Origin of the sequence: Mangrovibacter phragmitis (genome assembly GCF_040429585.1) — a bacterium.
In the GTDB taxonomy this organism is placed as follows: Bacteria; Pseudomonadota; Gammaproteobacteria; order Enterobacterales; family Enterobacteriaceae; genus Mangrovibacter; species Mangrovibacter phragmitis.
Map to the genome: position 1 here is coordinate 2,039,268 of NZ_CP134782.1, position 21,370 is coordinate 2,060,637.

General features: G+C 47.9%; 23 protein-coding genes and 1 pseudogene. 12 read left to right on the top strand and 12 right to left on the bottom strand.

Features of this window, described 5'->3' with window-relative positions; translation table 11 throughout:
* The first annotated feature begins 350 nt into the window (after nucleotides 1-350).
* The 7 genes from repA (at nucleotide 351) to MPHASIOC01_RS10055 (ending at nucleotide 8,851) form a co-directional block, all read left to right on the top strand.
* Complete coding sequence (gene repA, locus MPHASIOC01_RS10025) at nucleotides 351-1,238, top strand: plasmid replication initiator RepA (RefSeq protein ID WP_353614431.1); 888 nt, start codon at nucleotides 351-353, stop codon at nucleotides 1,236-1,238.
* A 996-nt stretch (nucleotides 1,239-2,234) separates the two neighbouring features.
* Complete coding sequence (locus tag MPHASIOC01_RS10030; RefSeq protein WP_353614505.1) at nucleotides 2,235-2,585, top strand: hypothetical protein; 351 nt, start codon at nucleotides 2,235-2,237, stop codon at nucleotides 2,583-2,585.
* Nucleotides 2,586-3,129: 544 nt separating this feature from the next.
* Nucleotides 3,130-3,945 (top strand): CBASS cGAMP-activated phospholipase, encoded by an 816-nt coding sequence (locus MPHASIOC01_RS10035; RefSeq protein WP_405027771.1) that lies wholly within the window; start codon nucleotides 3,130-3,132, stop codon nucleotides 3,943-3,945.
* 45 nt (nucleotides 3,946-3,990) lie between these two features.
* The gene (locus MPHASIOC01_RS10040) at nucleotides 3,991-4,971 is read left to right on the top strand and encodes an IS5-like element IS5 family transposase (RefSeq protein ID WP_000019402.1); all 981 of its coding nucleotides are present in this window, start codon (nucleotides 3,991-3,993) and stop codon (nucleotides 4,969-4,971) included.
* 358 nt (nucleotides 4,972-5,329) lie between these two features.
* Complete coding sequence (locus tag MPHASIOC01_RS10045) at nucleotides 5,330-6,628, top strand: CBASS cGAMP synthase (RefSeq protein ID WP_353614507.1); 1,299 nt, start codon at nucleotides 5,330-5,332, stop codon at nucleotides 6,626-6,628.
* Complete coding sequence (locus tag MPHASIOC01_RS10050; RefSeq protein WP_353614508.1) at nucleotides 6,628-8,397, top strand: E2/UBC family protein; 1,770 nt, start codon at nucleotides 6,628-6,630, stop codon at nucleotides 8,395-8,397. Before MPHASIOC01_RS10045 ends, MPHASIOC01_RS10050 begins: the two co-directional genes overlap by 1 nt.
* A gap of 40 nt (nucleotides 8,398-8,437) precedes the next feature.
* Nucleotides 8,438-8,851: a Mov34/MPN/PAD-1 family protein gene (locus MPHASIOC01_RS10055; RefSeq protein WP_353614509.1), complete on the top strand. Its 414-nt coding sequence runs from the start codon at nucleotides 8,438-8,440 to the stop codon at nucleotides 8,849-8,851.
* A 104-nt stretch (nucleotides 8,852-8,955) separates the two neighbouring features.
* Here MPHASIOC01_RS10055 and MPHASIOC01_RS10060 read toward each other — a convergent pair whose 3' ends face one another.
* The 3 genes from MPHASIOC01_RS10060 to MPHASIOC01_RS10070 form a co-directional block, all read right to left on the bottom strand.
* A complete protein-coding gene (locus MPHASIOC01_RS10060) occupies nucleotides 8,956-9,276 on the bottom strand; it encodes a hypothetical protein (RefSeq protein ID WP_353614510.1) in 321 nt (106 codons plus the stop codon).
* 125 nt (nucleotides 9,277-9,401) lie between these two features.
* The gene (locus tag MPHASIOC01_RS10065) at nucleotides 9,402-9,983 is read right to left on the bottom strand and encodes a hypothetical protein (RefSeq protein ID WP_353614511.1); all 582 of its coding nucleotides are present in this window, start codon (nucleotides 9,981-9,983) and stop codon (nucleotides 9,402-9,404) included.
* A gap of 65 nt (nucleotides 9,984-10,048) precedes the next feature.
* Nucleotides 10,049-10,825: a TraX family protein gene (locus MPHASIOC01_RS10070; protein ID WP_353614512.1), complete on the bottom strand. Its 777-nt coding sequence runs from the start codon at nucleotides 10,823-10,825 to the stop codon at nucleotides 10,049-10,051.
* 408 nt (nucleotides 10,826-11,233) lie between these two features.
* Here MPHASIOC01_RS10070 and MPHASIOC01_RS10075 point away from each other — a divergent pair, with 408 nt between their 5' ends.
* Nucleotides 11,234-11,437 (top strand): Hha/YmoA family nucleoid-associated regulatory protein, encoded by a 204-nt coding sequence (locus MPHASIOC01_RS10075; RefSeq protein WP_036114630.1) that lies wholly within the window; start codon nucleotides 11,234-11,236, stop codon nucleotides 11,435-11,437.
* 61 nt (nucleotides 11,438-11,498) lie between these two features.
* Here MPHASIOC01_RS10075 and MPHASIOC01_RS10080 read toward each other — a convergent pair whose 3' ends face one another.
* From MPHASIOC01_RS10080 to MPHASIOC01_RS10090, 3 genes are all read right to left on the bottom strand, one after another.
* The gene (locus MPHASIOC01_RS10080) at nucleotides 11,499-11,852 is read right to left on the bottom strand and encodes a hypothetical protein (protein WP_036114497.1); all 354 of its coding nucleotides are present in this window, start codon (nucleotides 11,850-11,852) and stop codon (nucleotides 11,499-11,501) included.
* Nucleotides 11,853-11,967: 115 nt separating this feature from the next.
* Nucleotides 11,968-12,486, bottom strand: coding sequence for a hypothetical protein (locus MPHASIOC01_RS10085; protein ID WP_353614923.1), 519 nt, complete (start codon nucleotides 12,484-12,486; stop codon nucleotides 11,968-11,970).
* Between the two features lie 50 nt (nucleotides 12,487-12,536).
* A complete protein-coding gene (locus tag MPHASIOC01_RS10090; RefSeq protein WP_353614513.1) occupies nucleotides 12,537-12,791 on the bottom strand; it encodes a hypothetical protein in 255 nt (84 codons plus the stop codon).
* A 240-nt stretch (nucleotides 12,792-13,031) separates the two neighbouring features.
* On the opposite strand from MPHASIOC01_RS10090, the gene MPHASIOC01_RS10095 reads away from it, so the two are divergent.
* Together MPHASIOC01_RS10095 and MPHASIOC01_RS10100 are read left to right on the top strand one after the other, a co-directional pair.
* On the top strand, nucleotides 13,032-13,220 hold the full coding sequence (locus tag MPHASIOC01_RS10095; RefSeq protein WP_353614514.1) for a hypothetical protein: 189 nt from the start codon (nucleotides 13,032-13,034) through the stop codon (nucleotides 13,218-13,220).
* A gap of 377 nt (nucleotides 13,221-13,597) precedes the next feature.
* On the top strand, nucleotides 13,598-13,999 hold the full coding sequence (locus MPHASIOC01_RS10100; RefSeq protein ID WP_353614515.1) for a hypothetical protein: 402 nt from the start codon (nucleotides 13,598-13,600) through the stop codon (nucleotides 13,997-13,999).
* A gap of 52 nt (nucleotides 14,000-14,051) precedes the next feature.
* On the opposite strand, the gene MPHASIOC01_RS10105 is transcribed toward MPHASIOC01_RS10100, so the two are convergent.
* The gene (locus MPHASIOC01_RS10105) at nucleotides 14,052-14,732 is read right to left on the bottom strand and encodes a hypothetical protein (protein ID WP_353614516.1); all 681 of its coding nucleotides are present in this window, start codon (nucleotides 14,730-14,732) and stop codon (nucleotides 14,052-14,054) included.
* A gap of 540 nt (nucleotides 14,733-15,272) precedes the next feature.
* Here MPHASIOC01_RS10105 and MPHASIOC01_RS10110 point away from each other — a divergent pair.
* Entirely contained in the window at nucleotides 15,273-16,496 is a 1,224-nt protein-coding gene (locus MPHASIOC01_RS10110) for a nucleotidyltransferase domain-containing protein (protein ID WP_353614517.1), read from the top strand.
* 187 nt (nucleotides 16,497-16,683) lie between these two features.
* On the opposite strand, the gene MPHASIOC01_RS10115 is transcribed toward MPHASIOC01_RS10110, so the two are convergent.
* The 5 genes from MPHASIOC01_RS10115 to vapB form a co-directional block, all read right to left on the bottom strand.
* Nucleotides 16,684-17,616, bottom strand: coding sequence for an S-4TM family putative pore-forming effector (locus MPHASIOC01_RS10115; protein ID WP_353614518.1), 933 nt, complete (start codon nucleotides 17,614-17,616; stop codon nucleotides 16,684-16,686).
* A 3-nt stretch (nucleotides 17,617-17,619) separates the two neighbouring features.
* Nucleotides 17,620-18,615 carry a nucleotidyltransferase gene (locus tag MPHASIOC01_RS10120; protein WP_353614519.1) on the bottom strand — a complete coding sequence of 332 codons (996 nt, stop codon included), beginning with the start codon at nucleotides 18,613-18,615 and terminating at the stop codon, nucleotides 17,620-17,622.
* Between the two features lie 403 nt (nucleotides 18,616-19,018).
* Complete coding sequence (locus MPHASIOC01_RS10125; RefSeq protein ID WP_353614520.1) at nucleotides 19,019-19,639, bottom strand: hypothetical protein; 621 nt, start codon at nucleotides 19,637-19,639, stop codon at nucleotides 19,019-19,021.
* A 154-nt stretch (nucleotides 19,640-19,793) separates the two neighbouring features.
* Entirely contained in the window at nucleotides 19,794-20,210 is a 417-nt protein-coding gene (locus MPHASIOC01_RS10130; protein ID WP_353614521.1) for a type II toxin-antitoxin system VapC family toxin, read from the bottom strand.
* Entirely contained in the window at nucleotides 20,207-20,437 is a 231-nt protein-coding gene (gene vapB / locus MPHASIOC01_RS10135) for a type II toxin-antitoxin system VapB family antitoxin (protein ID WP_353614522.1), read from the bottom strand. Before vapB ends, MPHASIOC01_RS10130 begins: the two co-directional genes overlap by 4 nt.
* 734 nt (nucleotides 20,438-21,171) lie before the next feature.
* Here vapB and MPHASIOC01_RS10140 point away from each other — a divergent pair.
* Nucleotides 21,172-21,276, top strand: a pseudogene (locus MPHASIOC01_RS10140) (transposase); the annotation flags it as partial.
* Nucleotides 21,277-21,370 lie beyond the last annotated feature (94 nt).

Genomic DNA, 21,370 nt, shown 5'->3' on the forward strand with positions numbered 1-21,370 from the left:
CCGTTGAAAATTCATAAGCTGCGACTTAACACACACTGTCAGGCCGGAACGGGTGAGGCGACCCGGACCGGATGCGGACTGGCAGGTTAAGTCACAGGTGTGTCCTGCGTCCGATAAAATGCGGCCGGGCGGGGGATGGAAGGAATCAATGGACGGGGCGTGTCCGTAATACGCCCGGGTGCAGGGTGCCCGTGTACGGGACCTGAATGCAAAAACCCCCTGAAATCTGTCGTGAACTTGGCGGAACAGGTCAGATATTCAGGGGGCCAAAAGCAGGCGCGTTGCCTGCAAAGGATTATAACGCATGTTCAACATAACACAATACACCCCCGCCATAAGTGCAGCGTGGGGTGACTGACCAGATAATTCTGCGCGCGGATAAGCGCCACCGTGGTACCCATTCCACGGCCTGCAAATGCCCGTTCCCGGCGTATCACCGCCCGGCGGGTTTCAAAAAACTGCCCAGTGTGCTGCAGTTTGCCGTCAACCGTATGGTCAGCCCCGAACGACCGGACGGGATACGTCCGTCAGCCCACCCCCTGGTGGTGCAGCGTATCCGGGCATACCGCCGGCGCGGAATGTCGGCCATGTCCCGGCGGCTGTTCGATGCCCTGGCGCTGGCGTTCCTGAATCATGTCAACATTGTCACCGGCGTGGTGACCCTCAATTATGGCCAGCTGGCCGGGGCCCTGAGTCCCCGGGATGAACACGGTGAGGTGATGGAGTCGCAGGCGGTGACGGCCCGGCGTATCAGCAATGCCATCCGGCTGTTTTACCGTACCGGTATTGCCGTGCCGCCGCCGGACCTGGCGGATAACTGGGACAGCATCAACAAAACCCGTCTGCCCCGTTACATCACACTGACTGATGAAGGTTTCCGGATACTCGGGGTGCGTGAGGACGACCTGATTCAGGCCCGCGAACAGCGACTGCATAACCTGCGGAGCGAACGTGAGGACTGGAGCCTGGATGCGGAGAGCCTGCGGAAGGACTGGTATGCGGATGCGCGGATGAATGCCCTGATTTCACGCCGGACCCGGGCTGCGGACGGCAAATTCCGCCGGCGCATGAAATCCCTGCCGTTTGAGGAGCGCAAGCGCGAAGTGGCCAGCCGGATACTGCGGCGCCACGGCCCGGAAGCCCGGCACATGCCCGCGAGACGGTTCGAGAAGATGGTGTGGGACAACCTGTACCAGCTCGACCTGGTGGACTTCGGCACACCGCCGCCCCTTCACTGACCCTGCTTTTCAGCCATCCGCCTGACGGCGGAGGCGTCCCCACGTCCGTATCCCGCCACTGTTCACTTCCTGTACAAATCCCTGCCAGTCTGACTCCCCGACAGACGTCATTCTGACGCCCGTTACCCCGGTTTCACCTGCCCGGAAAAGTTATCCACCCTTAACTGCAAATAAGCAGAAGAGGTTAGCGGCAACTGTCACGGGCGTTAACCGCAAGACCTACATAACCCCCTCATATAACAATAAAGAACAGTTATACAGGCCGCAGAATCTGTGAATAACGGGGACAACCCCCGACATCGGAAAAGGCCTTCGCCTGCAGCGTCCTGACGGACGCGCCACTCAGAAAAAAAGCAGATGCACCTCCCACCACTGCGTGGCGGGCCCCAACACCAAAATAGTTACAACATACGCAAAGAACCAAATCCTCCCCCACCTGACACACCTGCGTCCATTCTGAGGCACCATTGCCCACGAACACCCACAGAATTGCCGTACCTGCACCATCGTGCCCCTCTCCCCCTCCTGCAAAGGCCGCCCCCGCCCCGGGCCTCTGGCCCGGAACAGGCGTGGCTTTCAGAAGGATGTTGTAACTAGGTGGTCTTGTGTGGCTGCTGGTTGTGTGGCTTTTGGGTTCGGTGTACACGCTCGTAAGCGCCCTAAAAGGGCGCATAACGCGGAGATACGCCACGGCTGACGCCGTGACCACTCCGGCCGCGTAAATTAAGTTTTGCGTGGCTTTGAGCGGGTAGGGCTTATCAGGGTGGGGGATGGGCAAGGCAGAACCGGTTGATTTCGTACCGGCTGCGCCGGGCTCCGGCGGTTTACGTTCAGGGCAGTCTGTCACACCTGTGCTGCCGCCTTACATGCCCTGACGGGCATAAATGACAGCCAAGTAAAAATCAGAAAAAACTGTGGTATTACGCGGGGCGTAACCATGTTAAAGAAATCTCTGAACCGAACTTCTAATAAATACTCACTTAAGGAGAGAATATTGTGTTTTTCTATATCGCGATCATCCCCCTTGTTTTGCTTGCCGTTATCGCTTATTTGTTAGCCGTTATATCGTCAAAAATTAATGGGTTATATACGAACACCGAGGCTGGAAGCCTTTATAATGCAAGACTGGAACATCAGAAGTACATTCTGAATGACGCACTGGCAGAACTTGAAAATATTAAAGACAGTATTGAGCGCAATAATGAAACGCTCAATGATATTAAGTACGTCACTGATATTATCCTGAAATACAAACTTCCGGATGCCAGTGAGCGCAAGATGCTTGATGAGGTCAGACTTAATGAAGAAGTGTGGGACGGAATAAATCAGGCCAGAAATGATGCTTAAAGAGTGTCAGTGGTATTAGTGCTGTTTATCGTCCACTCATCTTTCATCGCTATTGCAATTCATAAACGCTGAGCACAGCCTTGGAACGGGCTTCCGGGAGTGTGGAGGATTGCAGGCTCCCGCAGGGAACTGTGGGGGCAGGGATAGTCCCACATTCACACCCGTTTCCCCGCGATACCACGGCAGGAGCTCGCCCCCGGTTTTATCCGTCTTCAGCTGGACAGCTATCCAGTGAAGCTCCGCCACTTCCCGGGCACCGGAACTCTCTGGGCTTCAGGACCCGTTTACACTGCTGTAAGGCAGGCTGAACTCTTTGATAGAGTCAAAAATAACAGACCTACCTCAGTACTTTTCCATCACTATCATCATCAAAAATCTCAGCCTTATTTTGAAGTGTTGGTTATTTTGCCCTTGAAATAAGATAAATCGGACACATCTTATTTAAATCTTTCTTTCCGAACGGGAGTAAGCAATGACTGATGTAAACAAGGCCAATCAAATTGGCGTGCGGATACTGAGCCTAAATGGTGGTGGTGCGAAAGGGATGTTTACAATCAGTGTGCTTGCTGAGATTGAGAGAATTCTAGCCCTCATGCACCCTGACCATGATGTCAAAATTGGAGACTACTTTGATCTCATCACTGGAACATCTATAGGTGGGATACTGGCGCTAGGGCTCGCTAAGGGCAAGAGTGCTCGGGATTTGGAAAATGTTTTCTACGATAAAGCGAACGATATTTTTCCAACAAAATGGGGTATAACCAATCTAATAAAGTCACTCGTTGCACCTATTTACAGTAGCACTCCTCTCCGTAAAACCATTGAAACGATGATCGGCAGTGAAACCACCTTTAATGATCTGACCAGGAGAGTGATGATTCCAGCGGTGAATCTTTCAACAGGAAAACCTCAATTTTTCAAGACTCCGCACAATCCCGATTTTACACGCGATGGCAGACTTAAACTGATTGATGCCGCGCTCGCAACCTCAGCCGCACCAACATACTTCGCCCCACACTATTGTGAAGATCTAAACACTCATTTTGCGGATGGCGGTTTGGTCGCTAACAACCCCAGCTATATCGGTCTGCTAGAAGTTTTCAGGGACATGAAGTCTGATTTTCCTAATGTTACTCATAAAGATGTACACATACTAAACATTGGTACAGCCGGTGAAGAGTATTCACTCAGTCCGAAGCTGCTTAGTAAAAAATGGTGGAATGGATACTGCCGTCTTTGGGGTACAGGTAAACGACTGATCCTTACAACAATGACAGCTAATCAACACCTCCAAAAAAACATGCTCCTGCGTGAACTTACACTCTACGATGCGTTAGGGAAGGTGCGAACAAGTCCCTGATATGAGATCATGTTTGTCATCTGGAGCCATGGAACAGGGTTCATCATGAGTCATCAACTTACCTTCGCCGACAGTGAATTCAGCAGTAAGCGCCGTCAGACCAGAAAAGAGATTTTCTTGTCCCGCATGGAGCAGATTCTGCCATGGCAAAACATGGTGGAAGTCATCGAGCCGTTTTACCCCAAGGCTGGTAATGGCCGGCGACCTTATCCGCTGGAAACCATGCTACGCATTCACTGCATGCAGCATTGGTACAACCTGAGCGATGGCGCGATGGAAGATGCTCTGTACGAAATCGCCTCCATGCGTCTGTTTGCCCGGTTATCCCTGGATAGCGCCCTGCCGGACCGCACCACCATCATGAATTTCCGCCACCTGCTGGAGCAGCATCAACTGGCCCGCCAATTGTTCAAGACCATCAATCGCTGGCTGGCCGAAGCAGGCGTCATGATGACTCAAGGCACCTTGGTCGATGCCACCATCATTGAGGCACCCAGCTCGACCAAGAACAAAGAGCAGCAACGCGATCCGGAGATGCATCAGACCAAGAAAGGCAATCAGTGGCACTTTGGCATGAAGGCCCACATTGGTGTCGATGCCAAGAGTGGCCTGACCCACAGCCTGGTCACCACCGCGGCCAACGAGCATGACCTCAATCAGCTGGGTAATCTGCTGCATGGAGAGGAGCAATTTGTCTCAGCCGATGCCGGCTACCAAGGGGCGCCACAGCGCGAGGAGCTGGCCGAGGTGGATGTGGACTGGCTGATCGCCGAGCGCCCCGGCAAGGTAAGAACCTTGAAACAGCATCCACGCAAGAACAAAACGGCCATCAACATCGAATACATGAAAGCCAGCATCCGGGCCAAGGTGGAGCACCCATTTCGCATCATCAAGCGACAGTTCGGCTTCGTGAAAGCCAGATACAAGGGGTTGCTGAAAAACGATAACCAACTGGCGATGTTATTCACGCTGGCCAACCTGTTTCGGGCGGACCAAATGATACGTCAGTGGGAGAGATCTCACTAAAAACTGGGGATAACGCCTTAAATGGCGAAGAAACGGTCTAAATAGGCTGATTCAAGGCATTTACGGGAGAAAAAATCGGCTCAAACATGAAGAAATGAAATGACTGAGTCAGCCGAGAAGAATTTCCCCACTTATTCGCACCTTCCTTAGATAACTACACCAATCTTGATGAAGTGATTCCTAATGAAGCAGCCGGTGATATCACGCTGGATAATGCCTCAAAGAGTTCCATGGATAACCTGAGCGCAAGGGGAAAACAACTTGCTAATGTACAGTTCGCCCAACTCCGGAAGCTTAAACACTTTTTCACCACACCTGCAAAACCCTTTAAGCGCACAATCGTGTAGGAGATACTCTGATGCATTGGGACTTTAACAATTACTATAGCAACAATGTCGATGGCTTAATTAGTAAGCTCAAGCTGAGTAAAGATGAATCCAATCAACTTAAAGCGCTTCGTCAGATAATTCGTGAACGAACCAGAGATGTGTTTCAGGAAGCCCGCGAAGTCGCTTATGACGTGAGAAAACAAGCACTGACGCTCGAGAGCGTCAGATTAAAACTAGAGAAAACAAATGTTCGCTACCTCTCCCCTGCAGACCGTGCCAATCTCGCGAGACTCATATTTGAAATGGAAGATGATGCCCGCGATGACTTCATCAAATACCAGCCTCGTTTTGCCACACAAGGGAGCTTTCAATATGATACGTTGAACAGGCCTTTTCATCCGGGGCAGGAAATGGACATTGATGATGGTACCTACATGCCCATGACAGTATTTGAATCGAAACCCAGCATTGGACACACTCTGCTGCTATTGCTTGTAGATACGTCACTGAAATCGTTAGAAGCAGAGAATGCAGGATGGGCATTTGAAGAAAAGAACACCTGCGGTCGCATCAAAATCCCTCATGAGAAAACACACATCGACGTTCCTATGTATGCAATTCCCAAAGATAAATTTCAGGAAAAGCAAACAGCAGCAGATTCTGCACACCTCATAAAAGCAGACTCAATGATTGAGTCTGCAGCTTTGAACCGAGCTGGGCTTGAGTCATTTGTCGTTGAGTCGGATAAAGTGAATTTAGCAATACGTGAAGGGATCAGAAGATGGTCGATCAGTGACCCAAAAATTGTAGAAGACTGGTTCAGTAGCAGTTGCAAACGTATTGGTGGACACCTTCGGTCTATTTGCCGTTTTATGAAGGCCTGGCGAGATGCTCAATGGGATGTTGGAGGTCCATCATCAATCAGTCTGATGGCTGCGATTGTATATATCCTCGATAGAGAGGCTCATAATGGTGCTGACCTCGCCGGGACAATGAAACTCGTTGCGAGGTTACTGCCAGGAGAGTTCAATCGTGGAGTAGAAAGCCCCGACGATACTGACGAAAAGCTATTGTTCCCTGCTGATAGTGATCAAAACAAACACCAGAGAGCCATAGTTGAAACCATGAGAAACTTACACGGTATTTTGCTTGATGCAGAGAACGCAGAAAGCAGAGAAGATGCGTTACGAAAAATCAATGAAGCGTTTGGTAAACGTGTAACCAATGCTTCGTTAATTACGTCAAGTGCTGCAGCTCCGGCATTTCTCAATTCGCCATCCAAAGAGCCAGCATCTAAAAAAATTAATGAAACGATGGTAAGTGGCTAATGGAGGACGGGCAACTCCATCAAGTGATGATAGGATGCGGGTATCGCTATACGCGTGCCCGCAATCTCCCTGAAAAATCTATTCTGCATAGTAAGGAACGCGGTGCAGGTTATTACACGAAAAAATACGCGACCGATGCCGGTGACTTTAATGTTGCTCTGGTAATTCGTCCCGATCCCTTCATAGAACTGCCAACAGCTTTCATTATTGAACTACCTGAGCAGTTCAAAAGTTGCCTTATGCCACACATCGCTCAGGAAGGGTTCCTCTGCTATGTTGATCAGATGGAAGCAGACTGGGATTCCAATGATCTGGAAGGGACATACAAAGAAATTGATGCACAGATACACAAGACCCTCATTAATTCGGTATCTGCAGCTACGAAAGGGCTAAATGATAAGAGAGAACTGGAAGGGGAGTTTGCCGCATACTGGCACCCCAGCGAGAAACTTTTTCTTCTGTCAAACGCAAGCCGAAGGACCAGACTTAAAACCTTTCTAGCAAAATCACTAAAAGCAGATGGAACTACCAGACAGGAGTACATAACGGTTGAGGAATCATCCTCAGAGGACTCAGAAGTAGTTATTACCAATTGGTTAAAACAAAGATATTTCCCCCGGAGTTCGTTAAATGAGATTCCCATTAACACGCATTACATTTCTGTAAACCCTAGCAGCCTTGCCGGGATGAAATGGCCACCGGCTTCATTCCGGGACTTACTGGAATGGCTTGAAAAATCAGACCACAATGCCAGAGACAGAGTCATTGAACACATCAAAGCCGAAGGGAAGAAAAGATACATTTTTCTATTTGATATTTTAAACCAAGACATCTTTGCTATCTATGTTGAGTTCAATACGCAATCTGTTGATTTCAGAAGGCACAGGAAGTCAGCCAAAAACTCAACAGTCAAACTCGCCGCGATGCTGTGTGGCAAAAGTGTTTGCACAGAATATCAAAGGCTGGGCGTCATTCGTGCTGACATTACGACGCTTCTTAGCCGGAATACACGACGGAAGGGTGCAGTAAGTCTGTCAACAAAGCGTATTGCGTTGATAGGCTGTGGAACAATTGGTGGATATCTGGCTGAATTATTACTCCGCAACGGAGCCGGATGTGGTAAAGGTTTTCTACATCTTTATGATGATGATACGTACAAACCCAGTAATTTTGGTCGCCATACGCTATCATCACATGATTTCGGGTGGCCTAAATCTCTTTCACTTGCAGCCAGACTCCAAGACTCTGTGCATTTACAAACAAAAGTTGTTGGATTTAATGAACAATTCTGTATCAGCACAGAATTAATGCAGAAGTACGACATCATTATCGATGCAACAGGGCGCCCTCCTGTATCAAAGCGCATCGCTGCAGTGGTTAGACAGATTCCTCTAGAGCAAAGACCATTTATTATTCACGCGTTCAATGATGGCAACGGCAGGGCATCAAAAGTATTTATTGATGATGGCCGAAGCTGTTATGGGTGTATGGTTTCTAACCCGGCAAGATACCATAACGGAGCCGATTCACGGTTTATTGGTCTTGATATATCAGGTGAAAAAAATAAAAGCTGTGGCAGTACTTACACCCTTTATGATGCAGCAGTTAGTAGCATAACATCATCTCTGGCCCAGATGGCTGTGTTAAGTACCCTCGAACCAGAGTTAAAGTGGACTTACAATGAATATGTCCTTGAGGGGGGGCGGTCGCTTAGGCCTCAAGTGTTGCCACATCAACCTAATTGCCCTGTCTGTAATGAACATAAATGAATTAGTATTCATCGATAATTTTGACAACCATGTAGTGATTATGAGCAAAGTCACACGACTGCTCCATTCATATCGCCAAGAGCATTATTCTTGCACTGAAGCCGGTGGAACCTTAATAGGGGAACGCCGTGGACAGCATATTGTAGTCACTGACATTTCAGAACCAGATTTGGATGACATCAGAACACGTAATCGATTTGAAAGAAAAGGCTCTCACCATCAACAGAAAGTAGATGAGCTTTTTAAACAGTCAGATGGCTTTCTTGTTTATTTAGGAGAATGGCATACTCATCCCGAAGATTTTCCTCAGCCATCGTATACAGACATACAATCATGGCTGACAGGAATTAAAGCAACAGAACCAATGGTTCTGCTTATTGTAGGCACAAAAGGAGAATGGCTAGGCATAAAACATGGCAATAACATTAAAGTATTAAATGAAAAAGAGGATTAAATTTAGGCTCACGATTTAACATTTATTCTTGATTCACTTCTTCAATTGTATTAGTCGCGATTTGATCCGATAGAGGTCAGTTTGGATACCCGACTGCTGCGTGGTCAGACAAAATCTTCCGGCTTCAGCGTGGATTTAAATACCGCCTTTTTCGCCCGGCGGGCCGGTAGCGTACAAAAAAACCACGCCGCCAGAAGAAAGGTGGCCCCGGCTATTTTCAGGGTGATATCGACCCACCCCAGCAGCCACGGGGCGACAGAACAGGTCAGATCCTCAGTGGCTGACGTACAGGCGATTACTCCCAACCCGGGGGTAAACATGTCGTACAGGGCCGACCCCGTCAGCCAGAGAATCATGCCTGGCACCAGGAGGTAGTCAAGGACAAAACTGATCCCCGCCCCCCATTTCCGGAACACATTATTCATTGTTATTGCGCCTCATCAGATTCTGCCATTACCAGCCGGTCAGTTTATTCATAAACGCTGAGCACAGCCCGGAACTGGCTTCCGGGTGTGTGAAGGGTTGCCGGCTCCCGCAGGGAACGGAGGGGTCAGGGCCAGTCCATGACTTCACTGGTATCATCCTCCTCTGTCGCATACGGAAACCTCACCGGTTCATTCGGGGCAAAGGTATACTCCCGATCCAGTACCCGCTGTTCGTACCCGGACAGGTCCATCAGGTCACCGGGATGCTGAAGGTAACCCCGCTCTGCCATAAACTGTCTCACCCGGCTGAAGAACCGGTCCACCTCCGGCGAAAACCAGACGGGGCTGATGTAAGGAATGGCCTCCGGTGTCGCCAGCAGGGCGTTGAAAAACGCGTCAAGGGCCAGCTCACCCGTTTCCGGGTCCACCATGTCGGTCTGAAACAGACTGTCAAACAGGTATTCCGTGCAGTAGCTCAGTTCGCAGAGATACTCCATGCTCACCCCTGTTTCCCCGTGATACCACAGCAGAAACTCGCCCCCGGTTTCATCCGTCTTCAGCTGGACAGCCATCCAGCGCAGCTCCGCCACTTCCCGGGGGTTCTCCATATCAATAAACTCACGGAGTTTCAGGACCCGTTTACACTGCAGGGCCGGTCGCTTACGCGGGTCGCCGGACACCCGCTGGCCTGTTTTTTTCTTCATCATCCTGTTCCTCATTTAACGGGTAACCGGGCCGCGCCAGACCGGTCAGAAACGGTATTCAGTACGCTTCACAGGACCAGCCGGACCAGCCCGAGCAGCAGCAGGTGCCCGGCATAGGCCCACCAGAAGAACGACCGGGGCATAAACCGCCGGCCATCCGGTGACTGTCCGGTTACGGCCGTCAGGACACACGGCGGCAGCATTACGGTAGGGAGTACCGCCATCACCAGGGTGGCCAGTGGCCACTGTGGCAACAGCGACAGCCCGTTGAGGGTCAGCAGGGAAACACACAGCCCGCCGGTCAGCCACTGCCGGTAACGCGCCAGGCCGGGGTGAAAATACAGCGCAGCACACAGTGCCAGAGCCAGTCCCTGCAGCCCGTAACTGGCCGGGGTCAGTGGCCACAGCAGAAGCACCAGAATGGCCAGCCCCGCCAGGGTTCCCCGCCGGCCAGCCCGGTCTGTCAGGGCCAGCAGCTGGGTGACGCCGGCAAACACGAACAGGATGTTCAGGGCGTACCAGGGCACCAGGCCGTAAAAGGCCAGGGTGAAGCAGGGCTGTGTCGCCACCGCCCACAGCCAGCAACGATTTGCCCGCGCCTGCAGTGACCTCCCGGGGCGGTGCAGGTTGATGGCCCACATCAGGGTGAACAGGGGGAACGCCATCCGTCCCAGAGCATACAGCTCCGGCCGCGACGGGGACAGAAACAGGGTGTTGATATGGTCGCCCAGCATCGCCAGCAGGGCGACCAGTTTCACCACATCCAGTTCCCGGGGACTCAGGGTGGCGGCCAGTGACAGAACCGGTGTCCGGGGACTGTTTTTCAGGGAGAGCGGGTTCAGCATTCAGGTGCTCCAGTTGGCGCCGGCATTCACGGATAATATAGTCCTGTGCCCAGTGCCAGAATAACCGGCCGGACAGGGAAGGAACCCGGACACCGGCTTTTTCCAGTATTTTTCTGGCAACAGATTCACGTTTATCCCGTAGGATCAGCAAAGCCTGGTGTGTATTCCCCTGTGCAAGACACAGGGTTAAAATATGAAAGTCATTCATGCATCATTCTCCCGTGATAATATCATTTATCGGCGCGTATTGATATTATATAAGGAGAGAAGTGTTTAATATTGTATCTGTTTTCGTGGATGTTATTACTTTAAAAATCAAAGTATTTAAATATTGCCATAACAACCACCGTAAGATACAAAAGAGTAAAGAATGTATTATATAAATGTGTTTATTACCGGGGGTGTAATATGAACAAAATGGATCTTGTCAGGCAGTTACGAAAAATTAAATCTGCCGACAATCTGGATAAAGTGGCTGAACATATGGAAATGAAACTGTCCGGGGATGACCGGTTTATCCTCCGGGAGGCGGCAGACCACCGGCGGGCAGAAATTGCCATGAACCGTTTTTTTGACCGGGTGCCCAAAGAGGCCTGGAAGTATGTGCGCTGACCAGTGGAGATGACGTAATGAACCCGCCCAAATTTTGCCACCTTTTAGACAGGATGTTTGATTACGTCCTTTTGCTACGTAAATCATCTTTCATCGCATCAATCATGTCTTTTTCTAAAATTTCATTTTTCCTGGCTTCATCATCAGTATAAACAGCTTCACTTATAAGACTGGCAACTTTGTCTGAACCAAATAGCCTGACCTTCATGTGTGCAAGCCCAAAATCTTTAGATGTCTCATGATTTTTTATGACTGATATCTTATGTAACGCCAAAAGAATCCCGATATATGCGTCACAAGTTTCAGCATATTGAGTTTTATTGCTACCAGATTTTTTATTTAAAAAATAATCCACAATTGATTTTAAAATGGCACCTAAACCAACCCCACCTAAAATCGCTAAGAGAGAATCCATTTTTATCCTTAAAATCATGTAGTTAATTTGATAGTTAAGTCTGAAATTACATTAAATCACGCCTGCCCGGCCATATTACGAGCAAGCGTTCGATAACCAGTGGGTGTGGTGGCGGTCAGTCCCGGCTCTCATTCACCTGGACAGTGACCGGCAGGCCTGCATCAAAACAGGCCTGATACCAGTCAGCCACCTGCAGGGGATCTCCCTCCTTCATCTGGCGTATGCCACCGGCATCCGTCAACTGCAGACAGGTGGTACCGTTCAGACGGACCACATAAGCCGCTTCCCGGAGGGTGTAATGTTCATCACCGAGCTGCAACGCCACCACGTCACTGGCAGCCGTCTGGCGTAATGGCAAACACCGGACTTCTGTCTGGCGTTGTCGTGCAGTTTCAGCATCGAGTGCTTCCTGGTAGAGCGGTTCTGCAATCTTGCGGCCGGCATCCGTCAGTTCGACGGCCAGCTGCAGGTTCGGGGCGCGCAGGGTGCGCAGCCAGCCCGCAGCTTCCATCCGGCGGCAGGAGGCCCGCAGGTTCGGCCCGTACACCGGGGCTTCCCCGGCCTGCGCCAGCATCCGCTCTATATCCCGCGTGGCTACCGGCCCCGGTCGTTTTGCATCGAGGGCGGCCAGCACAATCAGTATCCTTTTCTGCAGTGGCGACGGCCGGCGGGCGTTTTCTGCCGTCACGCATCCTCCCTTTTGCCAGCTTTCATGAGTGAAGCCAGATACTCAAAGTCCCTGTTCACGCGTTCAACGTCAGGCAGGAGCGGATAGCCACGCATCACGAGCGTATGCCAGAAATGCAGCAAGTCATGGGCTTTCGTCAGCGCCTGGACATAGTGGTCGGTGCCCTGGCGAAGATCACATCTTTTAATCTCGTTTTCAGTTACCTCTAAAAGCTGCTCGTAGCTGAGTGAAAACGTCACGTCGTTATCCATCCTGCACACTCCGTCTGATAATGCTGAATCCGGACTGATACCATGCCTGATATGATTTAACAATAATATGTTTATATAACATCAGATATCATTAATGTATAAAATGACAAATATCATATCTAATATGATTTTATTTCATTCATCATAAAATCATATTATGTACCGGTTTCCCGCCGCGCAGATCCGAAAACCGGCATTACCGGGTATCAGTATGATCACGCACAGGGCCTGGCCTGTGCGATGGCCTGTGCTGCAGCCACGGTGGTGCGCAACTATCTCGTCCGGGTGGGGGGACAGACCGGCCAGACACGAACCGCCCAGCTGAATACGCTGTCAGACCTGACAGGGGCACTCGGCATTGACGGGCGCTGTATTATGCAGAATGGCTACGCACTGATATCCCAGGGGTCAGCAGCAACACTGATATAAGACCAGAAAGCGGTCATTAGGCAGTGTTGTTGACACAGGACACGGTTCAGGCGGCCAGACGGCATATCACCGCCCAGAATGAAATGGCACAGGATACCCTGCGTCGCAGCTGCGTGTGGGTCTGCATGCTGGTACGTAGGTGACCATCCCGGTCACACTGGCAGCACAGCGGGTCACTTAGGTGCTCTGTTCTGCCTTAACCACGCGCCTGGGTTCAGTGGTAGGGCGTGTTGGCACGCTAAATACAAAGGGACTTTATGCCTCTTTGTTAAAATTTTCAGCCCTCTTTTTTTCACCTTTTTCATCCCCATTTATTATAAGCTGTTTCGCTGGGGATTAATCCCCTTTCTTCTGACAAGGCATAGCGTGGGGGCTTTATGAGTGATGATATGATTAGGAAAAAAGTCGGGGACTTAGTTGTTGAAATACCTTCTTCAATGATTGTCGACGGTGAAGAATTACCTTTATCCCCTTCTGACTTAGAGCCTGTATTTGCGGAAAACGGAGATCCAGATGACAACACTCCTATTGGTTTTAATTTAGTTCATGAAGTGCCTGGCAATGGAACTGTGAATAACGGTATCTATGTTGATGATTGGGGTGAAACCCATGTAACACCAGGGCCATTAGACGAACGTGATGAGTACGAACACCCTGATGATAGTCCGATAGATACCTACTTTACTCCTCCTGATGATTTTATTCAAAACGTCAACGTGTACGTCGAATACGATGACGAGGAAGAAGAAGAAAGCTATGATGAAGATCTAGACGATTAATCCAGTCTTATTCAAAAGGGCCCTGAAGGACCCTTTTCTTATCTGAAGATTATCACTTCTTAGCTGTTAATTTATCAATCTCTTGCTCAATAGCATGAGCCTGCATAGAAGTGAGTTCAATCATCGTTCTACGGAAATTAGCTCCGCCTCCGGTTAACTCTTTAAAGCGACGCGCGGAGATAGCCTTGAAGCCGGTTTTAAAATCTTTGAGTGGTTTAGCGTATTTATCATCAGCTATGCCGTAATGCTCGCTTTTCACAAGCTCACCATCCACAACACCAGAAGCAATGATGCCTACGCCACTCTGATACATAAAGACCTTATCACCTTTAGAAAGCTGGCAGATGTACTCCTTCCAACCTTCGCAAAAAGCCGCAGCCTCTTGGTTTTTAACCATATCGAAATGCGCTTCAACATCGTTGTTGTAGTTCGTATTCAACATGAAGGCTTTCCTATCAAGGAAGCTGGCTGCGCTTTCTTCACGCTGATCAACTAGCTGCTCTTTCATTTCAGCACTAATCAGAGAGTGCTCCTTTAGTAGCTCATTAGCAGTAACGACCCCGGCCTTGATAAATTCGCTGATTAGCGAGCTCTTAGAGCGATCAAGACTTAAAGATAGTTCGTCCAACTCGTTGTTTAAAATGGTAGGAAGGCGGATAGATATAGGCGCAGAAACGCTATCATCAACTTGATTAAAAAGACTATTTTTTAAAATCTCTTTCAGATCTGGCATGGATTCAATCTCGCTACCTGTATAACTACAAATTGTATTCATTAAATTATAATACAAATTGTAGTTATCTTCAATCGGGTAACGGTATGGCGGCAACCGAGCTGCCACACATAGCTGACGTGATGCAGAATCTCTGTTCCGGACTCTGGAATATGTGCCACAGTGGCCGTCGTCAGGGTTTAGAACGCTGAATGAAGCACGCAGTGGTTACCCACTGGTACAATGAAGAGCACCGGCACAGCGGGATACAGGATGTGACGCTGGGACAGCTCACTGTGGAGAAGATAATGCCCTGCTGAAGCGGAGTGATGAGCTGTACCGGACAGCACAGAAAGCGCATCCTGAGCGGTGGTCAGGCAGAACAAGAAACTGGCAGCAGGAAGGCCCGGTAACCCTGAATCCGGAGCGGGAAACACAGGCGGCTTAAATTAACACGGGTGCCAACTACCTTGACACTTACCGTTATAATTGCCTTCTAACTATCTTGACTTTGTCATTTCCTATGTAAAAATACAGAAAATAATTGAATAAGACAGAATAATGGAATTAAAAAAAAGTGCTTTTTATTTTGATAAAGTTGATTTTTTATCTAAGTGTATTAGCTTTGCAACGTTTATAATTTCATGCCTGTCGATCGCTGGAATTTTCTTAAATTCTCATTGGCTCTACAGCATTGCTACCTTCACTTTTTTAATACAACTTATCACCTGGATCGCAATGTATTATAAAACTGATTATGCAGCAAAAGCCATCTCAACAAAAAGATTAGAAATGTTGAGAGGAATTATAGGTGAGGATAATTTTTATCGTGAAAGGCTTTATATTGATGGCGATGCGGAAGATGATAATAATCATCATTATGAGAAATTAACACTCCTCATACAAGAAAATGCATACTGGAACTCTATTTTATATATCAAAACTTTCCATGATAAGCTATGCTATCTTTTGGTAACTATATTTGCACTAATATTAATCATCATTATAATGTATGCCTCTGTGACTGATAACTTAGATTTTCAATACAGCAGAACAATATTTGGAATATTGGTTTTCAATAATTTTTATAATTTATTTTCAGAGGCATCCGGTTCTCTTAGGGCTCATCATGAGATGAAAAAAATAGATGACTTTATAGAAATCAATAAACACAAATCTCCAAATTTCGTCTCTTATATTTATTCAAAATACGAACATGAAATATTCGTAGCGCCTAGTATTAATAAAGGAATCTATCAGAAAAACAATGAACGTATAAGGCACTCATGGATCCAGAGACTTTATAACAAAAATAATTTTCAAAGCGAAAAATTTATCAATGCAGTCACAGGATTAACATCGCTACTACAGCCCATTACAGACGAATGGAATATTACCGGAGGGGCAAATAGGTATTTACGAGGTGTCCAAATTTATGCCAATGACATTGATATAATCACAACAGAAAAAGGAGCCAATGAAATATGCAAATTAATCACTCAAAATTTCAATGGGAATTTATATAAAACAACATCAGGAAACATAAAATCATACTATTTTACTTTTACGTATAAAGGTATCACCATTGAAATAATGGGGGACCCAGAGAATAAAGATGAATTAGGATGGCATAAAAACAAGGAATGGGAAAAAAATCAAGATTATATCTTATTAAATGGCATTAAGGTTCCTTGTGTAAGCTTGGATTATGAAATTGAAATAAATAAACAAATTGGCAATTATAATGCATTCAAAGATACTGGTTTTATGGATTTCCATAGGTGATGAAAATTTTATGCATATCCTAATGATAGGATATCATTGTGATAATTTACCAGCAATCACTACATATTTTCAATAATGACCATCACCTTGAGTAGGCATTCTAGGTAGTAAGCTAAACAGAGGGAACTCAACTTTAATTTATTAATCTCCAGGATGGTGGGTAAGCATCCCGGAGTTGATAAAAAAGTTAATCAGGCAAATGAAGTTCTTTTAAATTTAATTCGAAATAATCGTCATAAACCTGTTCATTTTTAAACTTCATAGTGCGCTGAATTCCGTTAGGCACAGGAGGACAGGAAGCTCGGTAAGAGAAGATTTCGTCCTGAATATTTCTCAAGGTGTAACCCAAAGTGTCATAATCGACCCTGCCGGACACCTTTATATTTGATAATTCCTTCTCAACATACTTTTTCAGCTTCTCGCTTCTTTTCATACTGCTGCGGTTATCCAGAAACTGAAGCAAGAAATAACGGATGACCGGCAAAGTGAATACCACATAGAAAAGGATCTCATTCAGTCTGGATTTCATGGCGATGCCGTAAACAAGCATCGCGACAGGCGAGACAATGAAAGCTGAAAGATAAAACACATGCAACACTTCCCTGAGCGATTTATCCCAGCCGAGGTTTTTTCCGTGACACAGGAGCGCCATTACGGCCAGCGGCGCGTCATACACCTTACTTACATACCACCCCTCTTCGCCAAATCGCTTTCGTGCTTTTTCCGGGCTGTCTCTGAAATATGCAGCTGCCCGGATGATGTCATCCTGTGAAATATCCTCCACCTTCAGTTCATTGCGCCGGATGCCAAGTACCCTGCAGTCGTACTTTTCCTGGATTGAGGCTGCCTTCCTGCGCATTGCCGAGATGTGTCCGCTGATGATAATGTTAAAAGCAAGTACTAGGAGTCCATACATCCCCAACAGCGAAGACAGCAGCTCTGAATCGACAAATCCCCGGCTCCGATTGTATACGGTAACGAGCGAAAGCAGGAGCGGCACGATGATGCTGAAGATAAAATTAAGCCTGTTCCAGCTTTTAACCCTGTCGTAGACACGGGCCTGAGCATACAGTAAATCCAGGTTTTCCCTAGTCGACTGGTTTGTATAAATGGTATTCATATTTCACCCGTAAGCTGGAAAATGAGGGCCGAACACTTCCTGCCACTTGTTGATGGATTTTTCATAATCTTTATCCCTCTCGAACTGTCTCGCTTCCGCAGCCTTCTGCGCATCGAGATAGCATCTATCCGAAATTTTCTGACGAGCTTCCATCGACAGGGTATTTATATCGCCCTGAATACCCTTAGGGTCGTTAACAGAATACTTAACAGAAAGACCTAGATGATTGAAAAGGGCCTGAAGCTCCATATCGATAAACTTTGAGCAGTCTGTCTTGTTTGTATAATAATCCAGTATCATTGTTTCCAGCAGATAGGAGCTCATCGCAGGCATCGTAGGCCGCCGCTGCCAGTATTTAACTGCTCTGATGACGTTAAGGACATTCCCGTCATTTTTAACATTGATTTCCGAAACCCTGTTTCGGTCAACTCGGGGATCGGTTTTCTTCCAGTGCCCTTTTCCGTCAGGTATCAGGTAATAACTCTTACCAAACACATCTGCCGTAGAAATAAAGCAGGGCACGATGTCAAAATTCCAGTCCTTACTGCTCAGATTGAGAGTAACGGCCTCCTGATTACGTCTGATTTCAGCCTGTGCGTACTGAGAAACACCTTGTAGTCGGTTCTTAAAGGCATTCAGGATCCTTACAGAACAGATGGTATTTTCTCCAGTATGCCTGTACTGGTGAAGCCGCGTATTTTCTCCGGAAGAATTCAGCGCTATGTGATCGCTGTATATCGTGTGTGTCGCCGATTCCGCAGATAACCCGAGCATCAGATCGATATCGTCAAGCGGGCGTATTTTAGTCCTTCTGGCAAAAGAGCCGAATGGAATGTGTATATCCGGATAGTTAACCGGAAATGTTCCGTCCTTCTCAAAATCATTAATCTTACCGATAAGCCAGTCGCGACTTGCACGTGCGTCATCGGTATCTGCCTTTTTGAGATTCACGGTATCTTTCATAAATTCGTTAAAGGCAGCTATTACTGTGGTCGGCATGTTCAGTCCTTTAATTTTTTAGTGCAAAAGGCGCAGGGCTCTGTCGTACATCTGAACACTCCCGCTTCCTAGAAAGGTTGGGACAGTTTATTCTTAGTTCCGCAAGTTCACTACCGTCTCGCTCTCTACAGGGGCTTATAATTAACATGGGAATAAGAGTCTCGCACTTTTATTGACATTTATGTAAGTTGTTTCAATTATTGATGCCAATTACTCAATAATGCGATTAGGTTCAAAATCTATCTGTAGTATTGCATTTTCAGCACAAATCCTTCTACATTCCTCCTGAGATCCGATTTCCGGCAAAACCGGAAGTGAGTTAAGCAATGACAGAACAGGATGGGATGACAACATCAGATTGAGGCAGGAAAAAAGGCACCTTCAGCATCAGTGCCTGTGAGGATTATTTGCTCAGATAGGTCAGAGCTGTATGCACTGCACCGGATATCATGGGCATGGCACCTGCGATAGTGACGACACTGGCAGCATCTGTCAGCAGGGCCGAAATTTTCTCTCCGAACTGGCTCCCTGTGCCTTTGCTAATCTCATTACGATATTCGGGATACAGAACTGCCAGACCTAGTGTAGACTGAACAGCGTCCATTACCGGCTCCACACCGGAAATACTGTATGACTCCAGCGCCTCCTGAATCTGCGCTATCTGTTTCAGCAGCAGTGTTTTCATTGTATCGGAAAGCCCGCTCTCCCGAATTTCACGACGCAGTTGCGTTATCCGCTCCAGTAAGGCATCAATTTCATCTGCCGCTATACCGGCATGTGCCCCACGAGTTTCAAACAGATCGGACAGCATGCTAAGTTCTGTGATTGTACGCTCATCAATGTTATCCCGGAATGTATACCAGCCATCATTTAAGTTTTGTGAGAAAAAAGCCTTATCTACGTGACTTTTCCAGTAATTTGATTTGCCACGGAGCGTGGAAAAGTTGTCTTCCCTGACCTGGATTATGCGTCTGGACAGTGCCATAGCGCATGCCAGTCGGTTGATAAGATAATGTTCGTCCATACCTTCAACCTGCAGTATTTTTTGCCAGACGCTGCGACAGTTTTCTGTCCTCTGATATTTGTTTCCTCTCTCAAGTAAATCCAGCAATCTCTGGGCTGGATTGTCAATTTTCAGTTCACTCATTCTTTAAATTTTCCGTCATTATTTCCTGATATTATTTTACCCAGTCTTCCAGCTCCAGGCCCGGCACACGCTCAAATTCCCGCGTATTATTCGTCACCAGCACGGCACCGGCGGCGATGGCGTGCCCGGCAATCGCCGTGTCGTTCGGGCCGATCGGGGTGCCGGCCAGGCGCAGCGCCACCTTAATTTCCGTGGTCGCATCCACCGCGGCTCGATCCCAGGGCAGGATGGCATCGAGGCGGGTGCAGAACGCGTCGACCAGCTGGATGTGGCGGGGCGAGGCCTTCGGGCCGGTGGCGCCGAAGCGCATTTCAGAGTAAGTAATGGCCGAGACCACAATGCGGTGGCCGCGCAGCACCGTCTGTTCCAGACGTTTAAGGACGGCTTCCGGCTGCTCGCTCATGATGAACGAGCAGATGTTCGTGTCGAGCATATAAATCCTGTTCACAGGTTAAATCGCCCTTCATCGCTGACCACGTCCTCACGCTCCGCCATAAAGTCCGGATCGGCTTTTTCCAGGCTGGCGAACGATCCCCAGGACGGCCGGACGGGGCGCAGGATGATACTGTCCCCTTCCCGGACAATCTCCAGCTCGCTGATGCCCTCAAAATCCAGATCGCGGGGAAGTCGAATGGCCCGGTTATTTCCGTTCCTGAAAATAGATACTGTTCGCATTTTTTTATCTCCCGCCCGTGTGGGCTGCTGGAAAACTTTAAGCATATGTCAAGTATATGTGCCTTTCCGTTGTTTGTATAGGGTAAGCATATGCAGATGCCAAGGATATGCATAGGTAATACATATGTTAATTTCTTTCTTTTTCATGGCAGATCCGAAAACCCCAAGTTCCGGATCTGTCAGCGTGGCACCGGGACGCAGCGGCCATGAAACACAAGATGTGCCACGGCATCATCTGATTTTTCTGCTATATGTTGTGTTTCCCCCTGCCCGTGACCGGCCGCTCACTCCCATAAAAGGGCGCTTTGCTGATTCCCTGACCGTATCCCACTTCCAGAAATCTGCTAAAATGGCAGAAGTCGGATCACAAGGTAACGGGCTCCAGGTAATTTACCTTAGTTGTTATCTTGTGGGATATTATAAGTACGGTAATATCTACGACAGTGATAATAATTTGTATTACTGTGTATGATGCTGCATCACCATAATTTCAAAAGGTGACTATTCAATGAGGTTAGAACTTACTGAACTGTACCAATCTCTGACGATTCTCGGACACACCCATATCTGGTTCCGTGGAAATAGAGAACTTGGTCTGCCTGATTACTTTGAAGTGATTAGCTCTGACGAACGTGAGCTCGCTTGGTGATGTGCTTGTAAGTATCCCTGTAATCCGGACCATTCACTTTAAGAGATCTTACGACATACTGAATATGTCCCCTGAGGAGATCACCATGCGTAAAGCCCGATTCACCGAACACCAGATCATTGCTGTTCTGAAGTCTGTCGAAGCCGGACGTACCGTCAAGGATGTCTGCCGTGAAGCCGGTAACCCTGAATACGGAGCGGGAAAAACAGGCCGCTTAAATTAACCCGTGGTGCCAACTACCTTGACACTTACCGGAGTGATAAATTCTTTATGTTGTTCAGCGT

Bases quoted from the DNA above. Each gene is read 5' to 3' on its own strand.
- MPHASIOC01_RS10070 (WP_353614512.1), bottom strand. From the start codon at position 10,825: ATGCTGAACCCGCTCTCCCTGAAAAACAGTCCCCGGACACCGGTTCTG.
- MPHASIOC01_RS10100 (WP_353614515.1), top strand. From the start codon at position 13,598: ATGAGTGATGATATGATTAGGAAAAAAGTCGGGGACTTAGTTGTTGAA.
- MPHASIOC01_RS10075 (WP_036114630.1), top strand. From the start codon at position 11,234: ATGAACAAAATGGATCTTGTCAGGCAGTTACGAAAAATTAAATCTGCC.
- MPHASIOC01_RS10055 (WP_353614509.1), top strand. From the start codon at position 8,438: ATGAGCAAAGTCACACGACTGCTCCATTCATATCGCCAAGAGCATTAT.
- MPHASIOC01_RS10045 (WP_353614507.1), top strand. From the start codon at position 5,330: ATGCATTGGGACTTTAACAATTACTATAGCAACAATGTCGATGGCTTA.
- MPHASIOC01_RS10095 (WP_353614514.1), top strand. From the start codon at position 13,032: ATGGCCTGTGCTGCAGCCACGGTGGTGCGCAACTATCTCGTCCGGGTG.
- MPHASIOC01_RS10035 (WP_405027771.1), top strand. From the start codon at position 3,130: ATGTTTACAATCAGTGTGCTTGCTGAGATTGAGAGAATTCTAGCCCTC.
- MPHASIOC01_RS10040 (WP_000019402.1), top strand. From the start codon at position 3,991: ATGAGTCATCAACTTACCTTCGCCGACAGTGAATTCAGCAGTAAGCGC.
- MPHASIOC01_RS10120 (WP_353614519.1), bottom strand. From the start codon at position 18,615: ATGCCGACCACAGTAATAGCTGCCTTTAACGAATTTATGAAAGATACC.
- MPHASIOC01_RS10115 (WP_353614518.1), bottom strand. From the start codon at position 17,616: ATGAATACCATTTATACAAACCAGTCGACTAGGGAAAACCTGGATTTA.
- MPHASIOC01_RS10080 (WP_036114497.1), bottom strand. From the start codon at position 11,852: ATGGATTCTCTCTTAGCGATTTTAGGTGGGGTTGGTTTAGGTGCCATT.
- MPHASIOC01_RS10050 (WP_353614508.1), top strand. From the start codon at position 6,628: ATGGAGGACGGGCAACTCCATCAAGTGATGATAGGATGCGGGTATCGC.
- MPHASIOC01_RS10110 (WP_353614517.1), top strand. From the start codon at position 15,273: ATGGAATTAAAAAAAAGTGCTTTTTATTTTGATAAAGTTGATTTTTTA.
- MPHASIOC01_RS10065 (WP_353614511.1), bottom strand. From the start codon at position 9,983: ATGATGAAGAAAAAAACAGGCCAGCGGGTGTCCGGCGACCCGCGTAAG.
- MPHASIOC01_RS10125 (WP_353614520.1), bottom strand. From the start codon at position 19,639: ATGGACGAACATTATCTTATCAACCGACTGGCATGCGCTATGGCACTG.
- MPHASIOC01_RS10060 (WP_353614510.1), bottom strand. From the start codon at position 9,276: ATGAATAATGTGTTCCGGAAATGGGGGGCGGGGATCAGTTTTGTCCTT.
- MPHASIOC01_RS10090 (WP_353614513.1), bottom strand. From the start codon at position 12,791: ATGGATAACGACGTGACGTTTTCACTCAGCTACGAGCAGCTTTTAGAG.
- MPHASIOC01_RS10105 (WP_353614516.1), bottom strand. From the start codon at position 14,732: ATGCCAGATCTGAAAGAGATTTTAAAAAATAGTCTTTTTAATCAAGTT.
- vapB (WP_353614522.1), bottom strand. From the start codon at position 20,437: ATGCGAACAGTATCTATTTTCAGGAACGGAAATAACCGGGCCATTCGA.